General features: G+C 70.7%; 19 protein-coding genes. 16 read left to right on the top strand and 3 right to left on the bottom strand.

The genetic code is table 11. The annotated features are described in order from the left end of the window. The coding region (locus ABFC67_RS14490) for an STAS domain-containing protein (RefSeq protein ID WP_346738740.1) at positions 1-199 on the top strand (199 nt) is incomplete at its 5' end. 70 nt (positions 200-269) lie between these two features. On the opposite strand, the gene ABFC67_RS14485 is transcribed toward ABFC67_RS14490, so the two are convergent. Next, on the bottom strand, positions 270-1,205 hold the full coding sequence (locus ABFC67_RS14485) for a VacJ family lipoprotein (protein ID WP_346738739.1): 936 nt from the start codon (positions 1,203-1,205) through the stop codon (positions 270-272). Positions 1,206-1,391: 186 nt separating this feature from the next. On the opposite strand from ABFC67_RS14485, the gene rpoZ reads away from it, so the two are divergent. The 7 genes from rpoZ to ABFC67_RS14450 all read left to right on the top strand — a co-directional run bounded on the left by rpoZ (position 1,392) and on the right by ABFC67_RS14450 (position 9,687). Next, positions 1,392-1,685, top strand: coding sequence for a DNA-directed RNA polymerase subunit omega (rpoZ, locus tag ABFC67_RS14480; protein ID WP_346738738.1), 294 nt, complete (start codon positions 1,392-1,394; stop codon positions 1,683-1,685). Positions 1,686-1,760: 75 nt separating this feature from the next. Beyond that, positions 1,761-3,911 carry a bifunctional (p)ppGpp synthetase/guanosine-3',5'-bis(diphosphate) 3'-pyrophosphohydrolase gene (locus ABFC67_RS14475; RefSeq protein WP_346738737.1) on the top strand — a complete coding sequence of 717 codons (2,151 nt, stop codon included), beginning with the start codon at positions 1,761-1,763 and terminating at the stop codon, positions 3,909-3,911. Between the two features lie 211 nt (positions 3,912-4,122). Further along, positions 4,123-4,506, top strand: coding sequence for a RidA family protein (locus ABFC67_RS14470; RefSeq protein ID WP_346738736.1), 384 nt, complete (start codon positions 4,123-4,125; stop codon positions 4,504-4,506). A gap of 75 nt (positions 4,507-4,581) precedes the next feature. Beyond that, positions 4,582-6,693: an ATP-dependent DNA helicase RecG gene (recG, locus tag ABFC67_RS14465; RefSeq protein ID WP_346738735.1), complete on the top strand. Its 2,112-nt coding sequence runs from the start codon at positions 4,582-4,584 to the stop codon at positions 6,691-6,693. 95 nt (positions 6,694-6,788) lie between these two features. Continuing rightward, positions 6,789-7,709, top strand: a complete 921-nt coding sequence (locus ABFC67_RS14460) for a nucleoside hydrolase (protein ID WP_346738734.1) — start codon at positions 6,789-6,791, stop codon at positions 7,707-7,709. 194 nt (positions 7,710-7,903) lie between these two features. Beyond that, a complete protein-coding gene (locus ABFC67_RS14455; protein ID WP_346738733.1) occupies positions 7,904-8,155 on the top strand; it encodes a type B 50S ribosomal protein L31 in 252 nt (83 codons plus the stop codon). A 239-nt stretch (positions 8,156-8,394) separates the two neighbouring features. Beyond that, positions 8,395-9,687 (top strand): citrate synthase, encoded by a 1,293-nt coding sequence (locus tag ABFC67_RS14450; RefSeq protein ID WP_346738732.1) that lies wholly within the window; start codon positions 8,395-8,397, stop codon positions 9,685-9,687. A gap of 66 nt (positions 9,688-9,753) precedes the next feature. Here the strand turns inward: ABFC67_RS14450 and ABFC67_RS14445 are convergent, their stop codons facing one another. Then, on the bottom strand, positions 9,754-10,431 hold the full coding sequence (locus tag ABFC67_RS14445) for a hypothetical protein (protein ID WP_346738731.1): 678 nt from the start codon (positions 10,429-10,431) through the stop codon (positions 9,754-9,756). Positions 10,432-10,547: 116 nt separating this feature from the next. Further along, the gene (locus ABFC67_RS14440) at positions 10,548-13,034 is read right to left on the bottom strand and encodes a penicillin-binding protein 1A (protein WP_346738730.1); all 2,487 of its coding nucleotides are present in this window, start codon (positions 13,032-13,034) and stop codon (positions 10,548-10,550) included. A 238-nt stretch (positions 13,035-13,272) separates the two neighbouring features. Between ABFC67_RS14440 and ABFC67_RS14435 the strand changes: the two genes are divergently transcribed. The 8 genes from ABFC67_RS14435 to ABFC67_RS14400 form a co-directional block, all read left to right on the top strand. Further along, a complete protein-coding gene (locus ABFC67_RS14435) occupies positions 13,273-14,331 on the top strand; it encodes a pilus assembly protein PilM (protein WP_346738729.1) in 1,059 nt (352 codons plus the stop codon). After that, positions 14,331-14,951 carry a PilN domain-containing protein gene (locus ABFC67_RS14430; protein ID WP_346738728.1) on the top strand — a complete coding sequence of 207 codons (621 nt, stop codon included), beginning with the start codon at positions 14,331-14,333 and terminating at the stop codon, positions 14,949-14,951. The genes ABFC67_RS14435 and ABFC67_RS14430 overlap by 1 nt, the downstream gene beginning before the upstream one ends. Next, a complete protein-coding gene (gene pilO / locus ABFC67_RS14425) occupies positions 14,948-15,616 on the top strand; it encodes a type 4a pilus biogenesis protein PilO (protein ID WP_346738727.1) in 669 nt (222 codons plus the stop codon). The genes ABFC67_RS14430 and pilO overlap by 4 nt, the downstream gene beginning before the upstream one ends. Before the next feature lie 2 nt (positions 15,617-15,618). After that, positions 15,619-16,137 carry a pilus assembly protein PilP gene (locus tag ABFC67_RS14420; protein WP_346738726.1) on the top strand — a complete coding sequence of 173 codons (519 nt, stop codon included), beginning with the start codon at positions 15,619-15,621 and terminating at the stop codon, positions 16,135-16,137. 23 nt (positions 16,138-16,160) lie between these two features. Continuing rightward, positions 16,161-18,371 (top strand): type IV pilus secretin PilQ, encoded by a 2,211-nt coding sequence (locus ABFC67_RS14415; protein WP_346738725.1) that lies wholly within the window; start codon positions 16,161-16,163, stop codon positions 18,369-18,371. A gap of 120 nt (positions 18,372-18,491) precedes the next feature. Then, the gene (locus ABFC67_RS14410; RefSeq protein ID WP_346738724.1) at positions 18,492-19,487 is read left to right on the top strand and encodes a MoxR family ATPase; all 996 of its coding nucleotides are present in this window, start codon (positions 18,492-18,494) and stop codon (positions 19,485-19,487) included. Continuing rightward, positions 19,484-20,422, top strand: coding sequence for a DUF58 domain-containing protein (locus tag ABFC67_RS14405; RefSeq protein WP_346738723.1), 939 nt, complete (start codon positions 19,484-19,486; stop codon positions 20,420-20,422). Before ABFC67_RS14410 ends, ABFC67_RS14405 begins: the two co-directional genes overlap by 4 nt. Beyond that, a partial coding sequence (locus ABFC67_RS14400; RefSeq protein WP_346738722.1) for a DUF4381 family protein occupies positions 20,320-20,572 on the top strand: 253 nt, incomplete at its 3' end. The genes ABFC67_RS14405 and ABFC67_RS14400, both read left to right, overlap by 103 nt.

Raw genomic sequence — 20,572 nt, 5'->3', positions numbered from 1 at the left:
TGCGCTGGACGACGGCGCGCAGCCGCGGCTCGACCTCGGCGACGTGGCCGCGGCCGACAGCGCCGGCCTGGCCTGCGTGCTGGCACTGCTCGCGCGCGCGCGCAGGGCGGGGCGCGCGCTCGCGGTGGCCAACCTGCCGGCTCACCTGCGCGCGCTTGCGCGGGTGTGCGACGTGGAGGCGCTGCTGGGCGCCGCCTGATCCCGCCACGGGGCATGCAAGCGAACGGCGCCCGAGGGCGCCGTTCGCGTCTGCGCCGCCAGGGCCGCGCTCAACGCTGCGGAAGGGCGGTGCTGGAGGCGCCGGCCGGCAGCGGGTTGGTGCCGCCCGGACCACCGTCGCCGTCCTTCTTCGGCTCGGGCGGCGCCGGCGGCGGTTGCGGCGGCTGGCTTTGCTGCTGCTTCTCCCAGTCGCGCTGCTGCTCGAGCAGCTTGTCCGGATCGAAGTCGTCGGCGCCGATGCCCTGCATGCGCTCGATCACCTCGGCCGGCGGGTTGCCGCGGTAGATCAGGTAGACGCGGCGCTGGCGATAGGCATCGCGTGCGAACACGTAGGGGTCGTAGGCGGACTCGAGGAAACTCTCCGCGTCGATCGCGCCGGCGCGCAGCGTGACCAGGTAGAACAACTGCGGCCAGTGCTGCGCCTCGTAGCGGTAGTCGTTCTCGCGCGCGTACCAGGACAGCGGGTCGAAGAACTGGCTGTCCACCGGCACGTGCCAGAAATCGCGCGCGGTGGTCGGACCGACCAGCGGCAGCACCAGGAAGGGGCCGTCCGGCATGCCCCAGCGCGCCAGGGTCACGCCGAAATCGGTCTCGTCCAGCGGCAGGCCGAGCTTGCTGGCCGGATCGAAGATGCCGCCAAGGCCGACGGTCAGGTTGACCAGCAGGCGGCCCGTGCTTTTCAGCGCCGGCAGCGGCTCGACCTGCAGCAGGTCGTTGGCGATGGTGATCGGCTGGCGGATGTTGGTGAAGAAGTTGTTGAACAGCCGGCGCACGTCGGGCGAGGTCACCTTGCGGTAGCCGACCGCGACCGGGCGGATCACGGCCTTGTCGACCGCGGTGTTGAATGCGTACGTCTTGCGGTTGAACTTCTCCCACGGATCGTCGGTGCGCGGCTGCGCGATCGCGCAGCCCGCCAGCAGGGCGGCGGCGCCCAGCAGGGCGGCGCGGCGCAGGATCCGCGGGAGCGGAGCGGTGGAATTCGGCATCGGGCTTCCTGCAGGAATGACGATCTGCTCGCGGATGGCAGCGACCACAGCGGCATTCACGCGCCATGCGAAGCGGCGATTGTACATGGGGCGGCTGAACATTCGGCAGCCGCGCATTGCCAGGACGGCCCCTGTCCCGCTAGACTGTAACTTGCCCCCAAGTTTCTGATACGACAAGGTTTTGATATGGCACGCATTACCGTCGAGGATTGCCTCGAGGTGGTCGACAACCGCTTCGAACTGGTGCTGATGGCCACCAAGCGCGCGCGGCAGCTCGCCAAGGGCGCCGACCCGCGCGTCGAGAACAACAACGACAAGCCCACCGTGCTGGCGCTGCGCGAGATCGCCGCGCGCAGCGTGGACAACGCGCTGATCGAGGAGATCGACCGCGTCGAGCGCGAGCGCGCCGAGCGCGAGGCGCTGGAATGGGCGGCCGCCGAGGTGGACGACGACCTGTCCAAGGGCGGCGACGACCTCTGAGCCGCTGCCGCCGTCGTGCGTGGGTCGCGTCGGCACGATCCTGATCCGCCGCGCGCACGAGCGCAGGAGGCGGTGGTGAACCTCGCGGCCCCGCACAATGCGGCCGCGCTGCCCGGCCTCGACGCGCTGGAGCAGCGCCTCGCCGGCTACCTGCCCGCCGAGCAGGTGCAGCGCACGCGTCGCGCCTACGAGGTCGGCGCCCGCGCCCACGCGGGCCAACTGCGCAAGAGCGGCGAGCCCTACATCACCCACCCGATCGCGGTCGCCGGCATCCTCGCCGAACTGGGCATGGACGCCGAGACGATCATCGCCGCGATCCTGCACGACACCCTGGAAGACACCGCGCTGACCCGCGCCGAGCTCGAGGCCGAGTTCGGCGCCACCGTCACCGAACTGGTCGACGGCGTCACCAAGCTGGACAAGGTGCGCTTCGGCAGCCGCCAGGAAGCGACCGCGGAAAGCTTCCGCAAGATGCTGCTGGCGATGGCGCGCGACCTGCGCGTGATCCTGATCAAGCTGGCCGACCGCCTGCACAACATGCGCACGCTGGAAGCGCAGGACGCCGAGGCGCGCCGGCGCATCGCGCGCGAAACGCTGGAGATCTACGCGCCGATCGCGCAGCGCCTCGGCATGAACCGCATCAAGGCCGAGCTGCAGGATCTCGGCTTCCGCACGCTGTACCCCGACCGCCACCGCGTGATCGCCGCGCGCATCCGCAGCGCGCTCGGCAATCGCCGCGAGGCGATGGGCAGGATCGAGACCGCGCTGCAGGCGCGGCTCGCCGCCGAGCATATTCCCGTGCGCGTGGTCAGCCGGATCAAGTCGCCGTACAGCATCTACACGAAGATGCGCAACGACCACAAATCGTTCGCGCAGGTGATGGACGTGTACGGTTTCCGCGTGGTCACCGACAGCGTGATGCACTGCTACCACGCGCTGGGCGCGGTGCACACGCTGTACAAGCCGGTCGACGGCCGCTTCAAGGATTTCATCGCGATCCCGAAGGCGAACGGCTACCAGTCGCTGCACACCGTGCTGTTCGGTCCGTTCGGCGCGCCGATCGAGATCCAGATCCGCACCGAGGACATGGACACGGTGGCCGAGCGCGGCGTCGCCGCGCACTGGATCTACAAGACCGACTCCGGCCCGGCCAACAACGCGCAGGCGCGCGCCCGCGAGTGGCTGACCGGCCTCGCCGACCGCCAGGCGGGCGAGGCTTCCTCGCTGGAATTCATCGAGAACGTCAAGGTCGACCTGTTCCCGGACGAGGTCTACCTGTTCACGCCGCGCGGCGACATCCTCGCGTTGCCGCGCAACGCCACCGCGCTGGACTTCGCCTATGCGGTGCACACCGACGTCGGCAGCCACGCGGTGGCCGCGCGCGTCGACAAGCGGCTGGTGCCGCTGCGCACCCCGCTCGCCTCCGGGCAGAGCGTCGAGGTCATCACCGCGCCGTCCGCCGCGCCCAATCCGCAGTGGCTGGAATCGGTGGTCACCAGCAAGGCGCGCACCGCGATCCGCCATTTCCTCAAGCGCCTGCAGCACGAGGACGCGGTCGATTTCGGCCACCGCATGCTCGACCGCGCGCTGGACGCGCAGGGCGCCAGCCTCGACGCGATCCCGCCGGCGGTGATCGAGCGCTACCTCGACGAGCAGAAGTTCAAGCGCCTGGAGGAACTGCTCGCCGACCTCGCGCTCGGCAACCGCATGCCCGACCAGGTGGCGGCGCAACTGGTCGCCGCGCAGGGCGGCGCGCACGGCGCGCAGCGCGCGCGCGCCAAGGAGAAGATCCGCATCAGCGGCGCCGAGCGCGGCGTGCTGTCGTTCGCCAATTGCTGCCATCCGCTGCCCGGCGACGATATCGTCGGCTACCTCTCCGCAGGCAAGGGCATCGTCGTGCACCAGGCCGGCTGCCCCAACGTCGCCGAGCTGGCGAAGACGCCGGAGCGCCGCGTCGAGATCGCCTGGGACCGCGAAGTGCAGGGCGACTACAAGGTCGAGCTGCGCGTCGAGGTGGCCAACAAGCCCGGCGTGCTGGCCACCGTCGCCGCGGCGATCGCCGAGAGCGGCTCCAACATCGAGAACGTCGAATACAGCGAGCGCGACGTGATGTCGGCGACGCTGGTGTTCACCATCGAGGTGAAGAACCGCAAGCACCTCGCCGACGTGATGCGCCGCGTGCGCCGCGCCGGCGCGGTCAACGGGGTGTATCGGCATCCGGTATGAGGGGCTGGGAGCGGGAAGTGGGGAGTAGGGCGAGATGCCGTTTTGGATGTGCCATTCCGACGCATGCCAAAATCTGATCGCGTGAATCGCGCTCGGCAGGCGAGCCTGCGCTCTCGGACATCCCACCGGGGCCGAATGGCTGGATTCCGGCTTGCGTCGGAATGACGGCGTTGTTGCTACGCTTCCCCACTCCCCACTCACGAGGTACCCCATGTCCCGCACCGCCATCCACACCGCCGAAGCCCCCAAGGCCATCGGCCCCTATTCGCAAGCCGTGCGCGCCGGCGCCACCGTGTACCTGTCGGGGCAGACGCCGCTCGATCCGGCCACCGGCGAGCTGGTGGCGGGCGACATCGCGACGCAGGCGCGGCGCGTGTTCGACAACCTGCGCGCGGTGTGCGCGGCGGCCGGCGGATCGTTCGACGAGGTCGTGCGCGTCGGTATCTACCTGACCGACCTGTCCAACTTCGCCGCGGTCAATGCGGTGATGGCCGACTACTTCAAGCAGCCGTATCCCGCGCGCTCGACGATCGGCGTCGCCGCGCTGCCGCGCGGCGCGGCGGTCGAGGTCGACGCGATCATGGTGCTCGACTGACGTAAGCCGGTACCTACGCCGATCGCGGGCGCGCGCCGCTACGCGACGGCACGCCGCTCGGCTACCCTTGCGAGGATGACGTCGCCCGCCCGCGCTCCGCTCGCCGCCACCGAGGATGCCGCCCTGCAGCCGGCGTCCGCGTTGCCCGGCGTCGGCCCCGCGCTGGCGCAGGCGCTGGCGCGGCTCGGGCTCGTCCGCGTGCAGGATCTGTGGTTCCACCTGCCGCTGCGCTACGAGGACCGCACCCGCATCACGCCGATCCGCGAGCTGCGCCCGGGGCAGAGCGCGCAGGTCGAGGGCGTCGTCGAGGCGGTCGAGACCGGCTTTCGCTATCGCCCGCAGCTCAGGGTCGCGCTGACCGACGCTTCCGCCGCGACGCTGGTGCTGCGCTTCTTCCACTTCCGCCGCGCGCAGGCCGGGCAGCTCGCGCCGGGTACGCGCCTGCGCTGCTACGGCGAGGTACGCTTCGGCGCGACCGGCCCGGAAATGGTGCATCCGCAGTACGAGCGCCTGGCGGGCGACGCGCCGGCGACGGTCGAGGAGCGCCTCACGCCGGTCTATCCGACCACCGAGGGCCTCGGCCAGAAGCGGCTCGCCGGGGTGATCGCCAAGGCGCTGGCGCGCCTGCCGGACGAGGCCGCACTGGAGCTGATCCCGGCCGGGCTGCGCGCGCCGCTGGCGCTGTCGTCGCTGCGCGAGGCGCTGTTGACCGTGCACCGGCCGGCCGCCGACGCCGACGTCGCGCGGCTGACCCTGGGCACGCATCCGGCGCAGCAGCGGCTGGCCTTCGAGGAACTGCTGACCCATCACCTCAGCCTGAAGCGCCTGCGCGCGCAGGTGCGCACGCTGCGCGCGCCCGCACTGGCCGGCGACGGCCATCTGCGCGCCGCGCTGCTGGCGCGGCTGCCGTTCGCGCTGACCGGCGCGCAGCGCCGCGTCGATGCGGAGATCGCGCGCGACCTCGCCGCCACCGCGCCGATGCTGCGGCTGGTGCAGGGCGACGTGGGCTCCGGCAAGACCGTGGTCGCCGCGCTGGCCGCGCTGGCCGCGGTCGAATGCGGCTACCAGGTCGCGTTGATGGCGCCGACCGAGCTGCTGGCCGAGCAGCATCTGCGCAACTTCCGCCAGTGGCTCGAGCCGCTCGGCGTGGACGTGGTGTGGCTGGCCGGCAAGGTGCAGGGGCGCGCGCGCAAGGCCGCGCTGACGGCGGTGGCCGGCGGCGCGCCGATCGCGATCGGCACGCACGCGCTGATGCAGGAGGGCGTCGCCTTCGCCCGGCTCGGCCTGGCGATCGTCGACGAGCAGCACCGCTTCGGCGTGCATCAGCGCCTCGCCCTGCGCGACAAGGGCCTGGCCGGCGACGGCGTGCCGCACCAACTGGTGCTGACCGCGACGCCGATCCCGCGCACGCTGGCGATGACCGCCTACGCCGACCTCGACGTTTCCGCGATCGACGAGCTGCCGCCCGGGCGCACGCCGGTACAGACCGTGGCGATCTCCGCCGCGCGCCGCGGCGAGGTGATCGAGCGCATCCGCGTCGCCTGCGCCGAAGGCCGCCAGGCGTACTGGGTGTGTACCCTGATCGAGGAGAGCGAACAGCTCGAGGCGCAGGCCGCGGAGGTGGCTTTTGCCGAGCTCACTGCCGCGCTGCCCGCGTTGCGCATCGGCCTGGTGCACGGGCGCATGAAGCCGAAGGACAAGCAGGCGGTGATGGATGCGTTCAAGGCCGGCGAGCTGGTCGTGCTGGTCGCGACCACGGTGATCGAGGTCGGCGTCGACGTGCCCAACGCCAGCCTGATGGTGATCGAGAACGCCGAACGCCTCGGCCTCGCCCAGTTGCACCAGTTGCGCGGCCGGGTCGGCCGCGGCAGCGTCGCCTCGAGCTGCGTGCTGCTGTACCGGCCGCCGCTGTCGCAACTGGCGCGGCAGCGCCTGGACGTGATGCGCGAAACCGGCGACGGCTTCCGCATCGCCGAAAAGGATCTCGAACTGCGTGGACCCGGCGAGCTGCTGGGCACGCGCCAGACCGGCCAGCTCGCCTTCCGCATCGCCGACCTGACGCGCGACGCGCGCCTGTTGCCGGCCGTGCAGCGCGTCGGCGAGGCGATGCTGGCGCAGCACCCCGAACTCGCCGAGCGCCTGGTCGCGCGCTGGATCGGCGGCGCGGCGCGTTATGCGGGGGCGTGAGGGGGAGTGGCGGCGCAGGAGTGGTCGCTAAGGCGTTTACGCACGTTGTTATGCTTTGCACGACTCCCCGCTCCCCACTCCCGGTTCCAGCCCCCATGCCCCTCCTCATCGACACCGACCCCGGCGTGGACGACGCGCTGGCGATCCTGATGGCGCATGCGCACGGCGAGGTCGCCGCGCTGACCGTCACCGCCGGCAACGTCGGCCTGGGGCATGCGCTGCGCAACGCGCTCAAGCTGGTGGAGACAATCGGCGCCGATACGCCGGTGTTTGCCGGCGCCGCCGCGCCGCTGGTGCGCGCCGCCGCGGACGCCGCCTTCGTGCATGGTCGAGACGGCTTCGGCGACACCGGCTATCGCGCGCCGGCGCGGCGCGCGGCGGACGAGCACGCCGCGCTGGCGCTGCTGCGGCTGTCGCATGCGCACGCCGGCCGGCTCACGCTGGTGGCGATCGGCCCGCTGACCAATCTCGCGCTGGCGTTGCGGCTCGATCCTGCGCTGCCGACGCGCGTCGCGCGGCTGGTGGTGATGGGCGGCGCGGTCACCGGCCGCGGCAACACGCAGCTCGTGCCGGCCGAGTTCAACATCGGCTTCGACCCCGAGGCCGCGCACGTGGTGTTCACCGGATTCCCGCATTTCGATCTGGTGGACTGGGAGGCGAGCGTGCGCCACGCCTTCGACTTCGAGCGCTTCGAGCGCTGGGTCGCGGCCGCCGATCCGCGTGCGCGCTTCTACGCCGCGATCTCGCGCAAGGTGCGCGCGTTCAACCGCGAGCGCGGCCGTCCCGGCGTGCTGGCCGCCGACGCGCTGGCGATGGCGGTGGCGCTGGAGCCCGGCATCGTCACCCGCGCCGAGGATCGCCACGTCGCGGTCGAACTGGACGGCGCGCTGACCCGCGGCGCCACCGTGGTCGACTGGGAGCGCCGGCTGGGCGCTCCCGCCAACGCGCGCATCGTGCTGGACGTGGACCAGGCGCGCTTCGAGGCGCTGGCGCGGGCGGCCCTCGGCACGGCGTAGGGTGGGCTTCGGCCCGCCACCGCCTCCTCCGATGAGGTTGCGATGGTGGGCCGAACCCGCCCTGCGCCCGCCGTGCGCCCCCTTCCGCGATTCCACGGACCCGGCAGCCGCCGGCCGGCGTCGCCGCCAACTTGCGGCAGATAGCGGAAAACCGCTAACATGGCCGTCTTTTCGATCCCCCGCGGAGCGGTTTCATGAAGCCCGACGTCCATCCCAAGTATCAGGCGGTGGTGTTCCAGGACGCGTCCAGCAATTTCGCCTTCCTGACCCGGTCGACCATGACCAGCAAGGAGACGATCAAGTGGGAGGACGGCCAGGAGTACCCGCTGATCAAAGTGGATATCTCCAGCCAGTCCCACCCGTTCTACACCGGCAAGCAGAAGACCATCGACGCCGGTGGCCGCGTGGACAAGTTCCGTCGCCGCTACGCCGGCGCCAAGAAGTAAGCGCGCGGGGCGCACGCCCCGCGCTTCCGCATACGACCAAGGTCGTGGCGGAATCTGCAGCGCCGGCCGTCTGCGCCGGCACCCGCGGTCCGGGTGGTATGCGATAATCGCGTTTCTGCGAACGCGATCCCGCGTATCGCGGCGCAATGCCACGCGCGTTGCGCCGGTCCCGTGAAGACAGCTTGGACGGCGCCGTCCGTCGCGACCGCGCCGGCCCCCAACGCCGCAAGGAGTCCGCCGTGTCCGACAAGTCCGTCATGCTTACCGACGCCCAGAGCAACCGCAGCGCGTCCCTGCCGCTGGTCAGCGGCACGCTCGGTCCCGACTGCATCGACATCGGCAAGCTGTACAAGGAAACCGGACACTTCACCTACGATCCCGGCTTCGTCTCCACCGCCAGCACCAAGAGCGCGATCACATACATCGACGGCGACCAGGGCGTGCTGCTGTATCGCGGCTACCCGATCGAGCAACTGGCCCAGCACTCCAGCTTCCTCGAAGTCGCCTATCTGCTGATGAACGGCGAGCTGCCGGCGCGCGCCGTGCTCGAAAACTTCGAGCACGAGGTGACCCACCACACGATGATGCACGAGTCGCTGAAGTACTACTTCCGTGGCTTCCATCACGATGCGCATCCGATGGCGATGCTGTGCGGCGCGGTCGCCTCGCTGTCGGCGTTCTACCACGACGACCTCGACATCAACGACCCGACCCAGCGCCGGCTGTCCGCGATCCGCATGATCGCCAAGATGCCGACCATCGCCGCCGCGGCGTACCGCTATTCGATCGGCTGGCCGTTCCGCTACCCGCGCAACAACCTCGAATACTGCACGCGCTTCCTGCACATGATGTTCGAGGTGCCGAGCGAGCCGCTGCAGTTGAGCCCGGTCGCGGCCAAGGCGCTCGACCTGCTGTTCATCCTGCACGCCGACCACGAGCAGAACGCCTCGACCTCGACGGTGCGTCTGGTCGGCTCCACCGGCGCCAACCCGTATGCCTCGGTCGCGGCCGGCATCGCCGCGCTGTGGGGCCCGGCGCACGGCGGCGCCAACGAGGCGGTGCTGAAGATGCTTGCCGAGATCGGCGACGTGAAGAACGTCGGCAAGGCGGTCGAGCGCGCCAAGGACAAGAACTCCGGCTTCCGCCTGATGGGCTTCGGCCACCGCGTGTACAAGAACTTCGACCCGCGCGCGACGATCATCCGCGAGATGACGCACAAGGTGCTGGCCGACCTCAACGTCAGCGACCCGCTGCTGGACATCGCGCTGGAGCTGGAGCAGGCCGCGCTGAAGGATTCGTACTTCATCGAGCGCAAGCTGTACCCGAACGTCGATTTCTATTCGGGCATCATCTACAAGGCGCTGAAGATTCCCGCCGAGATGTTCACGGTGATGTTCGCGATCGCGCGCACCGCCGGCTGGGTTTCGCACTGGCTGGAGCAGCACGAGACGCCGGACGCCAAGATCGGCCGGCCGCGCCAGGTCTACACCGGCGCCGCGCGGCGCGATTACGTGCCGCTCGCCAAGCGCTGACCGCCCGCGTTGCACCTGCGCGACGCCCCGGCCGGTCCGGGGCGTCGGCGTTTCGGGACGGCCCGTCTACGGATCGGGCGAGGCTTCGGCGTCCTGCTCGAACGCGGCGATCTCGTCCTCGGCCAGCAGCGCCTCCAGCGCGGCCAGCGAGGCGCGGCGCATCGGCCGCTCGCCGCCGACGCGGTCCAGCGGCGCCTGGCGCAGCGCGTCGTGCGGCAGCACGGTGAGGTCGATGGCGACGTCGCCGGCGGCGAACAGATAGACCGGGAATTCCGCCTGGCGCTCACGGTCGAGGCGCAGGCGCCGCGCCTGCTGCTGGAACGGGATGCCGCGCTCGTGCAGGAACGCGCCGACCGCATCGGGCGTGTCGGTGTAGAGGTGCAGGCACACCGCCGAGTGCGCGTCGGCGGTGCCGTCCAGCACCGCGCCGACCAGGCGCGGCTCGAAGCGCGCGAAGAAACGCAGCGCCTCGCGCGCCGCCTCGCGGCGCCGGCGCAGCGCCTGCGGCTGGTCGGTGCCCTGGAACAGCCGCTGGTGTTCGCGCAGCGCGTCCTCGATCTCGTGGTTGCGCGGCAGGCTCTGCTCGTCGGCGACGCCGAGCCGCTCGGCGGCCTTGGTCTTGGCGCGATGGAAATCGCGGATGCCGTGCTCGCTCATCAGCCGCGCGGCTTCCAGCGCGATGCGGCGCCGGTTCTGGCGCATACGGTCCTGCGCGTGGATGCGGTGGATCTCGCCTTTACGCATCGTGGCCTCGCTGGTTCGGACGGTGGGCTCCCCGCACGCAGGGAGCGGGCGGCCGTGCGCTGCGGGCACGGCCGGTGGGCGCGTTGTTCGCTGCGATGGCGGCGGCGCGATCCTCCTCAGAAGATGTCGTAGGGGTGCTGCTGCTCCTGTTGCGCATTCTGCGCCGGTCCGCGCGTGCGCAGGCGGTCGAGGTCCTCGACGCGGAAGATTTCCGGCATCGCGTCCGCATCGCCCGGTGCGGCGGGCAGCCCGCTGTCGCGGTCGATCAGCGCGGTGGTGATGCCCGGCGGCATGGGCAGCGCGCTGTCCGGCATGCCGGACAGCGCGGCGCGCATGAAGTCGATCCAGATCGGCAGCGCGGCCTTGGCGCCGAACTCGCCGCGGCCGAGCGAGCCGAAATCGTCGAGGCCCACCCACACGGTGGCGACCACGTGCGTGTTGAAACCGGAGAACCAGGCGTCGCGGTGATCGTTGGTGGTGCCGGTCTTGCCGGCGAGATCCTTGCGTCCGAGCACCTTGGCGCCGCTGCCGGTGCCGTGGTCGATCACCGACTGCATCAGCGAGGTGACCAGATAATCGTTGCGCACGTCGATCACGCGTGGCGCGAGGTGCGGCCCGCCGGCCGCGGCGGCGGGCGCGGCCTGGGCGGCACCGATCGGCGCGAGCGCGGCGACGCCGGCGCGTGGCGCCGCGGCGGGCTGCGTCGGCGCGGCCTGGCCGGCATCGGCGAGCACGCGCTCGGGGCAACTGCGGCAGGCGCGCGCGGGATTCGCCGCGTAGACGGCCTTGCCGTCGCGGTCGTCGATTTCGGCGACGAAGTAGGGGTCGACCAGGAAGCCGCCGTTGGCGAACACCGCGTAGCCGCGCGCCATCGCCAGCGGCGACACCGAGGCGGTGCCCAGCGCCATCGACAGGTTGTCCGGCAGCGCGTCCTGCGGGAAGCCGAAGCGGCCGATGTACTCGCGCGCGTAGCGGATGCCGATCGCGTCGAGCAGGCGCACCGACACCAGGTTCTTCGACTGCGCCAGCGCTTCGCGCAGGCGCATCGGGCCGGCGAATTCGTCGTCGTCGTTGGAGGGCGCCCACACGCCGTTGGGCTGCGAGGGGTCCGGGAACACCACCGGCGCGTCGTTGACGATCGAGGCCGGGGTGAAGCCGTGCTCGAATGCCGCCGAGTACAGGAACGGCTTGAAACTGGAGCCGGGCTGGCGCGCGCTCATGGTCGCGCGGTTGAACTTGCTGCGCTGGAAGTTGAAGCCGCCGACCAGGGCCTTGATCGCGCCGTCTTCCGGATCCAGCGCGACCAGCGCGGCCTGCGCCTGCGGGACCTGCGCGAGCTGCCATTTGCCCTCGGCGTCGCGCGCCAGGCGCACGATGTCGCCCGGCTTCAGCACCGCGTCCACGCGCTTCGGCTTCGGGCCCTGGCGGCTGTCGCTGACGAACGCGCGCGCCCAGCTCATCGCGTCGAGGTCCAGCGGCACGCTCTGGCCGTCGGCCAGGTAGACCAGCCCGTGGTCTTCGCCCGCCTCGGTGACGATGCCCGGGATCAGGCCGGCGACCGCTCGGTAGTTCGCCAGCGCGCGGTCGTCGTCGGCCGGGGTGGCGTGCGCGGGCAGTTCGACGTGGGCCTCCGGCCCGCGGTAGCCGTGGCGGCGGTCGTAGTCGGAGAGGTCGTCGCGCACCGCGGCGACGGCGGCGTCCTGCAGACGGCCGTCCAGGGTGGTCTTGACCACGTAGCCGTCGGTCAGCGCGTCGTTGCCGAGGCGCTCGATCGCCTCCAGCCGCACCATCTCGGCGAGATAGGGCGCGTCCACCTCGATCGGCGGCTCGTGCGCGTAGGAGCGGTCCGGCTCCTGCAGCGCCTGCGCGTACTCGGCCTTGCCGATGAAGCGGTTGTCGAGCATGCGGCCGAGCACCCAGTCGCGGCGCTCGATCGCGCGCTCGCGGTTGTACAGCGGGTTGCCGGTGGTCGGGAACTTGGGCAGCGAGGCCAGCATCGCGCATTCGGCGAGGCTGAGCTGGTCGAGCGTCTTGCCGTAGTAGAACTCGGCGGCGGCGGCGACGCCGTAGGAGCGGTGGCCGAGGAAGATCTTGTTGAGGTAGAGCTCGAGGATCTCGTCCTTGCTCAGCGAGTTCTCGATGCGGAAGGACAGGAAGATCTCGGTGGCCTTGCGCGAGATGCTCACTTCCGGGCTGAGGAAGAAGTTGCGCGCGACCTGCTGGGTGATCGTGCTGCCGCCCGGCACGTGCAGGCTGCGGTTGGCGATCATCAGGCCGATCGCGCGCGCGAACCCCTGCCAGTCGATGCCAGGGTGGTCGTAGAAGTTGGCGTCCTCGGCGGCGAGAAAGGCCTTCTTGAGGCGATCCGGCACGTCCTGGATGCGTACCGGGATGCGCCGGGTCTCGCCGAAGGTGGCGATCAGCTTGCCGTCGGCCGTGTACACCCGCAGCGGCACCTGCAGGCGCACGTCCTTGAGCGAGGCGACGGAGGGCAGGCGCGGCGCGATCAGCCAGTAGGCTGCGCCTACCGCGAGGCCGCCCATGAGGATGCCGGCCAGCGCCAGGACCAGCGCGTAGCGCAGCAAACGCTTGAAAATTCGCATGACCGCGGGAGTTGTGATGAGGATCTAGGTCGGGGGCGGGCCGCGAAGAGTATAGAACCCTGCACGGGGATGCCCGTCAGCGGCAAGAGTCGTGCCGCCGCGCGCGCAGGTCAATAAAAATTTTTGTGAATCAGGTCCTTGGCCCTCCGCCAGGGACCCGTTGATAATCCGTTAAGTTTTAGATTTAATGTTGCTGCGCATCTTTTGCTCGTAACAGCGCGTGGGGAGGGGGAAAACCGTGGGCCTTTTCGCACCCAAGGCGCCGCCGCTGATCGGGGTTGACATCAGCTCGACCGCGGTCAAGGTGCTGCAGCTCAGCCAGTCCGGCTCGCGCTACCGCGTGGAGCATTACGCGGTCGAGCCGCTCCCGCCCAACGCGGTGGTGGAGAAGAACATCGTCGAGATCGAGGCGGTCGGCGAGGCGGTGCGCCGCGCGCTGGCGCGATCCGGCGCCAAGACCAGGTACGCCGTGGCCGCCGTGGCCGGCTCGGCGGTGATCACCAAGGTGATCCCGATGGCGGCCGATCTCTCCGAGGACGACCTCGAGGGCCAGATCCACGTCGAGGCGAACCAGTACATCCCGTATCCGATCGAGGAAGTCAGCCTCGACTTCGAGGTGATGGGGCCGGTCAAGGACAACCCGGACATGGTCAATGTCCTGCTGGCCGCCTCGCGCACCGAGAACGTCGACATGCGCGTCGCCGCGCTCGACCTCGGCGGGCTGGTCGCGAAGGTGATGGATGTCGAGGCGTTCGCGATGGAGAACGCCTTCAAGCTGATCGCCGACCAGCTTTCGGTGGCGCGCGATGCGGTGGTCGCGGTGGTCGACGTCGGCGCCACCATGACCACCCTGATCGTGCTGAAGAACCAGCGCACGATCTATTCCCGCGAGCAGGTGTTCGGCGGCAAGCAGCTCACCGACGAGGTGATGCGCCGCTACGGGCTCTCCTACGAGGAAGCCGGCATGGCCAAGCGCCAGGGCGGGCTGCCGGAGTCCTACGAGATCGAAGTGCTGGAGCCGTTCAAGGAGGCGATGGTCCAGCAGATCAGCCGCCTGCTGCAGTTCTTCTTCGCCGGCAGCGAATACAGCAAGGTCGACCAGGTCGTGCTCGCCGGCGGCTGCGCGGCGATCCCCGGCGTCAGCGACATGGTCGAGGAGCAGCTCGGCGTGCCGTGCTGCGTGGCCAATCCGCTGGCCAGCATGTCGCTGTCCCCGCGCGTGCAGGCGCAGGCGCTGGCGCAGGACGCACCGGCGCTGATGATCGCCTGCGGGCTGGCCCTGAGGAGCTTCGACTGATGGCCAGGATCAACCTACTTCCGTGGCGCGCGGCGCGACGCAAGCTGCGCGAGCGCGAGTTCTACGTGCAGCTCGGCATCGCTGCGGCGGCCGCCGTGGTCGCGGTGCTGCTGTGGATGTTCTGGATGGGCGCGCGCATCGACAACCAGAACGACCGCAACGCCTACCTGCAGGGCGAGATCAAGCAGCTCGACGCGAAGATCGCCGAGATCAAGGATCTGGAGAAGACCCGCTCGCGGCTGCTCGCGCGCAAGCAGATCATCGAGCAGCTGCAGGCCAACCGCTCGCAGATGGTCCACCTGTTCGACGAGCTGGTGAAGACGATTCCCGACGGCGTGCGCCTGAGCAACCTGAAGCAGAGCGGCGACCAGCTCGGCCTGGATGGCGTCGCGCAGTCCAACGCCGCGGTGGCCACCTACATGCGCAACATCGAGGCGTCGCCGTGGCTGGGCCACGCCGACCTGACCCGCACGGAGAACAAGCACAACGACCCGAGCACGCCGTACACGTTCGGGCTGAACGTCAAGCTGCGCAAGCCCGAGCCGCAGGACAACGCGGACAAGGCGGGCACGACGGCCGCGCAGGCCGGCCATCCGGGCAACGGGGGGAGCAAGCCATGAAGTTCCTCGACGACCTGCGCAACCTCGATCGCAACAACATCGGCGGCTGGCCGGTCTCGGTCAAGCTGTTCTTCTGCGCGATGCTGTTCGTCGTGATCCTGCTCGCCGGCTGGTACTTCAAGGTCAGCGACCAGCAGGACGAGATGAAGACCCTGCAGACCCAGGAAGAGTCGCTCAAGCAGGAGTTCACGCAGAAGCAGGCCAAGGCGGTGAACCTCGAGCCACTGAAGGCGCAGCTCGAGGAGATGAAGGACATGCTGCGGCAGATGCTGCGCCAGTTGCCGAGCAAGACCGAGATGCCGGAACTGCTGGTGGACATCTCGCAGACCGCGCTGTCGGCCGGTCTCGGGATCGACCTGTTCCAGCCGGGTCCGGAGATCCCGAAGGAATTCTACGCGGAGAAGCCGATCACGCTGCGCATGGTCGGCACCTATCACCAGTTCGGCACCTTCATCAGCGGCGTGGCCTCGCTGCCGCGCGTGGTGATCCTGACCATGCACGACGTCTCGCTGCGTCCCGAGCGGGCTCCGGTCAAGGGCCAGGACCTGGTGCCGGGCGGCATGCTGGTGCTCGAGGGTACGGTGAAGACCTACCGCTACCTCGAGGACGAGGAAACCGGCGAGAGCAGCAAGACCAAGCCGGCCCCGCGCAAGGGAGGGAAGTGAGCATGAAGCGCACACTTGCCCGCATCCTGATGGGAACGGCCGCGCTGGCGTTGCTGGCGGGCTGCAGCGGCCAGGGCGACCTGCGCCAGTGGGTCGCCGCGGAAAAAGCCAAGAAGGGCGCGCCGCTGCCGCCGCTGCCGGTGATCAAGACCTTCGAAACCTTCGAGTACAAGGACCAGGATCTGCGCGATCCGTTCAGTCCGAGCCCGACCGAGCTGCATGCCAACGGCGCCGTCAACGGCCCGCGGCCCGACCAGAACCGGGCCAAGGAGCCGCTGGAGGCGTTCCCGCTGGACAGCCTGAGGATGGTCGGCACGCTCGGCGGCGGCGGCGGCATGGAGGCGCTGGTCAAGGATCCGCAGGGCGTGATCCACCGCATCCACAGCGGCAACTACATGGGCCAGAACTACGGACGCGTCGCGGGCATCGCCGAGGACCACGTGGATCTCGTCGAACTGATCCCGAACGGCAGCGGCGGCTGGATGGAACGCCAGGCGACCATCGCGCTGGGTGAGAAATGAGAGCCTTGGGGACGACGTACATGATGACGAAACCTGCTCAACTCGGCGGCTGCGCGTTCCGGGCCCTTGCCGGCATCCGCCGCCTGGCGACGGCGGTCCTGGTGCTGGCCTGCTGCGGCATCGCCGTACCGGCGCTGGCCGCGGGCGTGCTGAAGGATCTCAGTTACCAGGCCCTGCCCGGCGGCAAGGTCGAAGTAACCCTCAAGTTCGACGGCCCGGTCCCCGAACCCAAGGTGTTCACGACCGAGAGTCCGGCGCGCATCGCGGTGGACCTGGCCGACACCCGCAACGGCTGGGACAAGCGCCACGTCGATGTCGGCGCGGGCGCCACCGCCGGCATCTCCGCGGTCGAAGCCGGCGGCCGCACCCGGGTGGTGGTCGATCTGTTCCGCCCGTCCAGCTACGAAACCCGGGTCAGCGGCGACAGCCTCGTGCTGACCATCGGCAACGGCATGACCGGCGCCGCCGCGGCCAACGCCAAGGTCGAGACCGACCCGACCAAGCTGGTGACTGCCGCCGCGACCGACGTCTCCAATATCGACTTCCGCCGCGGTCCCGGCGGCGAGGGCCGGGTGATCATCGACTTCAGCGGCCCCGGCGCCAGCGCCGACATGCGCCGCCAGGGCGACCGCGTGGTGGTGGACCTGAGCAACGTCAAGCTGCCGGCCAAGCTGGCCCAGCGCCTCGACGTGCTCGACTTCGCCACGCCGGTGCAGTCGATCGAAACGCGCGGCCGCCCCAACGGCGCGCGCCTGGAGATCGCGATCCGCGGCGAGATCGAGCCCTCGGCCTACCAGACAGGCACCGAGTACGTGGTCGAGATCGCGCCGAAGAAGGCCGACCAGAAGAAGCTCGGCAAGGGCCAGGAACCGGTCTACAGCGGCAGCCGCGTCACCTTCAACTTCCAGGACATCCCGACGCGCTCGGTGCTGCAGCTGCTCGCCGACGTGTCCGGGCTGAACGTGGTCGCTTCCGACACCGTCGGCGGCAGCGTCACCCTGCGCCTCGTCAACGTGCCGTGGGACCAGGCGCTGGACGTGGTGCTGCGCGCCAAGGGCCTCGACAAGCGCCGCAACGGCAACATCATCTGGGTGGCGCCGCAGCAGGAGCTGGCGCGCTACGAGCAGGACCTGGCCGAGGCGCGCCTCAAGGCCGAGGACAACGCGGAGCTGGTCTCCGACATCATCCCGATCAGTTACGGCAAGGCTTCCGACATTGCCAAGCTGCTCACCCAGGGCAGCCTCGGCGGCGGCAGCGGCGGCGGTGCCCGCCACGGCTTCCTGTCGACGCGCGGCAGCGTCTCGTTCGACGAGCGCACCAACACCCTGCTGGTCAACGATACGCCGGAGAAGATCCGCTCGATCCGCGAACTGGTCGGCACGCTCGACCGCCCGGTACAGCAGGTGCTGATCGAGTCGCGCATCGTGGTCGCATCCGACGACTTCACCCGCGAGCTGGGCGTCAAGTTCGGCGTCAGCGCGTTCCGGCAGAACCCGAGCGGGCAGGTGATCTCCACCGCGCCCTCGGTGGACGCCAAGCCCGGCGCGAACAGCCTGGCCACCGACGTGCACAACGCGGGCACGACGCTGAATCCCACCGGCACGATCACCTTCCCGGGCGGCACCAACGTCAACCTGCCGGCCACCAACCCGACCGGCAGCTTCGGCCTGGCCATCCTCGGCGCCAACTACCTGCTCGACCTCGAGCTGTCGGCGGCGCAGACCGAAGGCCGCGGCGAGGTGATCTCCAGCCCGCGCGTGATCACCGCCAACCAGCAGGAAGCGGTGATCAAGCAGGGCCAGCAGATCGGCTACGTCACCTTCCAGAACTCGGGCGCGGGCGGCGGCGGCGGCGCCGGCACCGCGACCGTGCAGTTCAAGGACGCCGTGCTGGAACTGCGCGTCACGCCGACTATCACCGCCGACGACCGCGTCTACCTGATGATCAACGTCAAGAAGGACTCGTTGGCGCAGCTGGTGCCGAACCCGGGCGGCGGCTTCGTGCCGCAGATCGACACCCGCGAGATCAACACCTCCGTGCTGGTCGACAACGGCCAGACCGTGGTGCTCGGCGGCATCTACGAGCTGACCAAGTCGGAGACGCTGAAGAAGGTGCCCGGCCTGGGCGACATCCCGGGCGTCGGCATGCTGTTCCGCAACAAGCACCGCGACAACAACAAGGCCGAGCTGCTGATCTTCGTGACGCCGAAGATCCTCGCCGAAAGCCTGAAGTGACCCGTCCCGCGACGGCGGAACGGCAGCAGGGGCGGCTCCGGCCGCCCCTGCGCTTTCCGGCGCCGCTAAACTTCCGTGCGTGCATGCGGTCATAGCCGCGTGACGACTGGAGGTGCATCGATGGACATGCCGCACGCCGACCGCGGCGACGCGCTGCGCACGGCGTTCGCAGCGCTGCGCGGCAGCCTGCAGGACGCGGTGATCGGCCAGGAAACGCTGGTCGAACGCCTGCTGATCGCGCTGCTGGCCGACGGCCATCTGCTGGTCGAGGGCGCGCCGGGCCTGGCCAAGACCACCGCGGTGAAGGAGCTGGCGGCGCGCATCGAGGCCGACTTCCACCGCATCCAGTTCACGCCCGACCTGCTGCCGGCCGACCTGACCGGCACCGAGGTCTTCCGTCCGCAGAACGGCACGTTCGAATTCCAGCCCGGCCCGCTGTTCCGCAACCTGGTGCTCGCCGACGAGGTCAACCGCGCGCCGGCCAAGGTGCAGTCGGCGCTGCTGGAGGCGATGGCCGAGCGCCAGGTGACCATCGGCCGGCGCACCTGGCCGCTGCCCGAGCTGTTCCTGGTGATGGCGACGCAGAATCCGATCGAGCAGGAGGGCACCTACCCGCTGCCCGAGGCGCAGCTCGACCGTTTCCTGATGCACGTGGCGATCGGCTATCCGCGCGCGGATGCCGAGCGCGAGATCCTGCATCTCGCCCAGCGCCGCGCGCGCCAGGCGCTGGACGCGCCCGCCGCGGAGGCGCGCCTGCTCCGCCAGGACGACATCTTCGCCGCGCGGCGCGCCGTGCTGGCGCTGCACGTTGCCGCCGGCCTGGAGGAATACATGGTGCAACTGGTGCTGGCGACGCGTGCAGCCGGCGCCTACGACGCGCGCCTGCCGCGCTGGATCGCCTGGGGCGCCAGCCCGCGCGCGACGATCGCGCTGGACCGCTGCGCGCGCGCGCGCGCCTGGCTGGCGGGGCGCGACTACGCGCTGCCGGAGGACGTGCACGCGGTCGCGCACGACGTGCTGCGCCACCGCGTCCTGCTCACCTACGAGGCCGAAGCCGAGGGCGTGCGCACGGACGCGGTGATCGACGCCCTGCTGGAGCGCGTGCCGCTGCCGTGAGCGCCGCGCCCGCCAGCGCCGATCCGCGCACGGTGGCCGGCGTCACCGCGGTGGCGCTTGCGGAGCTGATCGCGCTGCGGCACGCCGCGCTGCGCCTGCGGCCGGCGCCGCGCGCGCGCGTGCCGGCGGCGGGTGTGCATCCGAGCCGCGCGCACGGGCGCGGCATGGACTACGCCGAGTCGCGCGAATACCAGCCCGGGGACGACATCCGCGCGCTGGACTGGCGCGTCACCGCGCGCACCGGCCGCGCGTACACCAAGCTGTACCGCGAGGAACGCGAGCGCAGCCTGCTGCTGCTGGTCGACACGCATCCGGCGCTGCGCTTCGGCACGCGCGTGCGCTACAAGTCGGTGCAGGCCGCGCGCGCGGCCGCGCTGGCGGCGTGGGCGGCGCAGCGCCAGGGCGACCGCGTCGGCGCGCTGGCGCTCGGCGCGCAGCGCGAAGCGGTGCCGGCGCGCGCCGGCGCGCGCGGCGTGCTGGCCGCGCTCGGCGCGCTGGCGCGCTGGGATGCGCGGGCGCCGATCGCGCCGCAACCCCTGTCGGAAGGGCTCGCGCGCGCGCTGGCGCTGGTGCGCGGCGAGCTGCGCGTGCTGCTGCTCAGCGACGGCCAGAGCTGCGACGTCGGCGCGGAGGAGGCGTTGCGCCGCCTGCGCAAGCGCGCCGAGGTGCGCGTGCTGATCGTCGCCGACGCGCTCGAACTGGCGCCGCCGCCGCGCGGTCGCTACGCGTTCGCCCATGCCGGCGCGCGGCTCGCGTTGGCGCTCGACGGCGATGCCGCGCGCGCCGCGTTCGTGCAGCGGCTCGGCGCCGGCCAGCAGCGGCTGGCCGCGGCGTGCGCCGCCGTCGCGGTGCCGTGGCGGCGCATCGACACCGCCGAGGATCCGCTGCCGGCGCTGCAGGCGCTGTTCGATGCGCTGCCGGGGGCCGTGCGGTGAACGCGGCCGGGCCGATCCTGCGCGATATCCATCTCCCGGTGGTCGGCGGCTGGCCGCCGGCGCCCGGCTGGTGGCTGTGCGCCGCGCTGCTGCTGGCGCTGTTCGCGCTGGGCGCGCGCTGGCTGCGGCGCGCCTGGACGCGTCGGCGCC

The sequence above is a fragment of the Mizugakiibacter sp. genome, from assembly GCF_039680435.1.
GTDB lineage: Bacteria > Pseudomonadota > Gammaproteobacteria > Xanthomonadales > Rhodanobacteraceae > Mizugakiibacter.
Note: the sequence above shows the minus strand (reverse complement) of the source record. Positions and strands in the feature narration are given on the sequence as shown.

Coding starts and splice junctions, on each gene's coding strand:
- ABFC67_RS14460 (WP_346738734.1), top strand. CDS start 6,789: ATGCCCCTCCTCATCGACACCGACCCCGGCGTGGACGACGCGCTGGCG.
- ABFC67_RS14410 (WP_346738724.1), top strand. CDS start 18,492: ATGGACATGCCGCACGCCGACCGCGGCGACGCGCTGCGCACGGCGTTC.
- ABFC67_RS14470 (WP_346738736.1), top strand. CDS start 4,123: ATGTCCCGCACCGCCATCCACACCGCCGAAGCCCCCAAGGCCATCGGC.
- ABFC67_RS14420 (WP_346738726.1), top strand. CDS start 15,619: ATGAAGCGCACACTTGCCCGCATCCTGATGGGAACGGCCGCGCTGGCG.
- ABFC67_RS14485 (WP_346738739.1), bottom strand. CDS start 1,205: ATGCCGAATTCCACCGCTCCGCTCCCGCGGATCCTGCGCCGCGCCGCC.
- pilO (WP_346738727.1), top strand. CDS start 14,948: ATGAAGTTCCTCGACGACCTGCGCAACCTCGATCGCAACAACATCGGC.
- ABFC67_RS14415 (WP_346738725.1), top strand. CDS start 16,161: ATGACGAAACCTGCTCAACTCGGCGGCTGCGCGTTCCGGGCCCTTGCC.
- ABFC67_RS14445 (WP_346738731.1), bottom strand. CDS start 10,431: ATGCGTAAAGGCGAGATCCACCGCATCCACGCGCAGGACCGTATGCGC.
- ABFC67_RS14455 (WP_346738733.1), top strand. CDS start 7,904: ATGAAGCCCGACGTCCATCCCAAGTATCAGGCGGTGGTGTTCCAGGAC.
- ABFC67_RS14430 (WP_346738728.1), top strand. CDS start 14,331: ATGGCCAGGATCAACCTACTTCCGTGGCGCGCGGCGCGACGCAAGCTG.
- rpoZ (WP_346738738.1), top strand. CDS start 1,392: ATGGCACGCATTACCGTCGAGGATTGCCTCGAGGTGGTCGACAACCGC.
- ABFC67_RS14440 (WP_346738730.1), bottom strand. CDS start 13,034: ATGCGAATTTTCAAGCGTTTGCTGCGCTACGCGCTGGTCCTGGCGCTG.
- recG (WP_346738735.1), top strand. CDS start 4,582: ATGACGTCGCCCGCCCGCGCTCCGCTCGCCGCCACCGAGGATGCCGCC.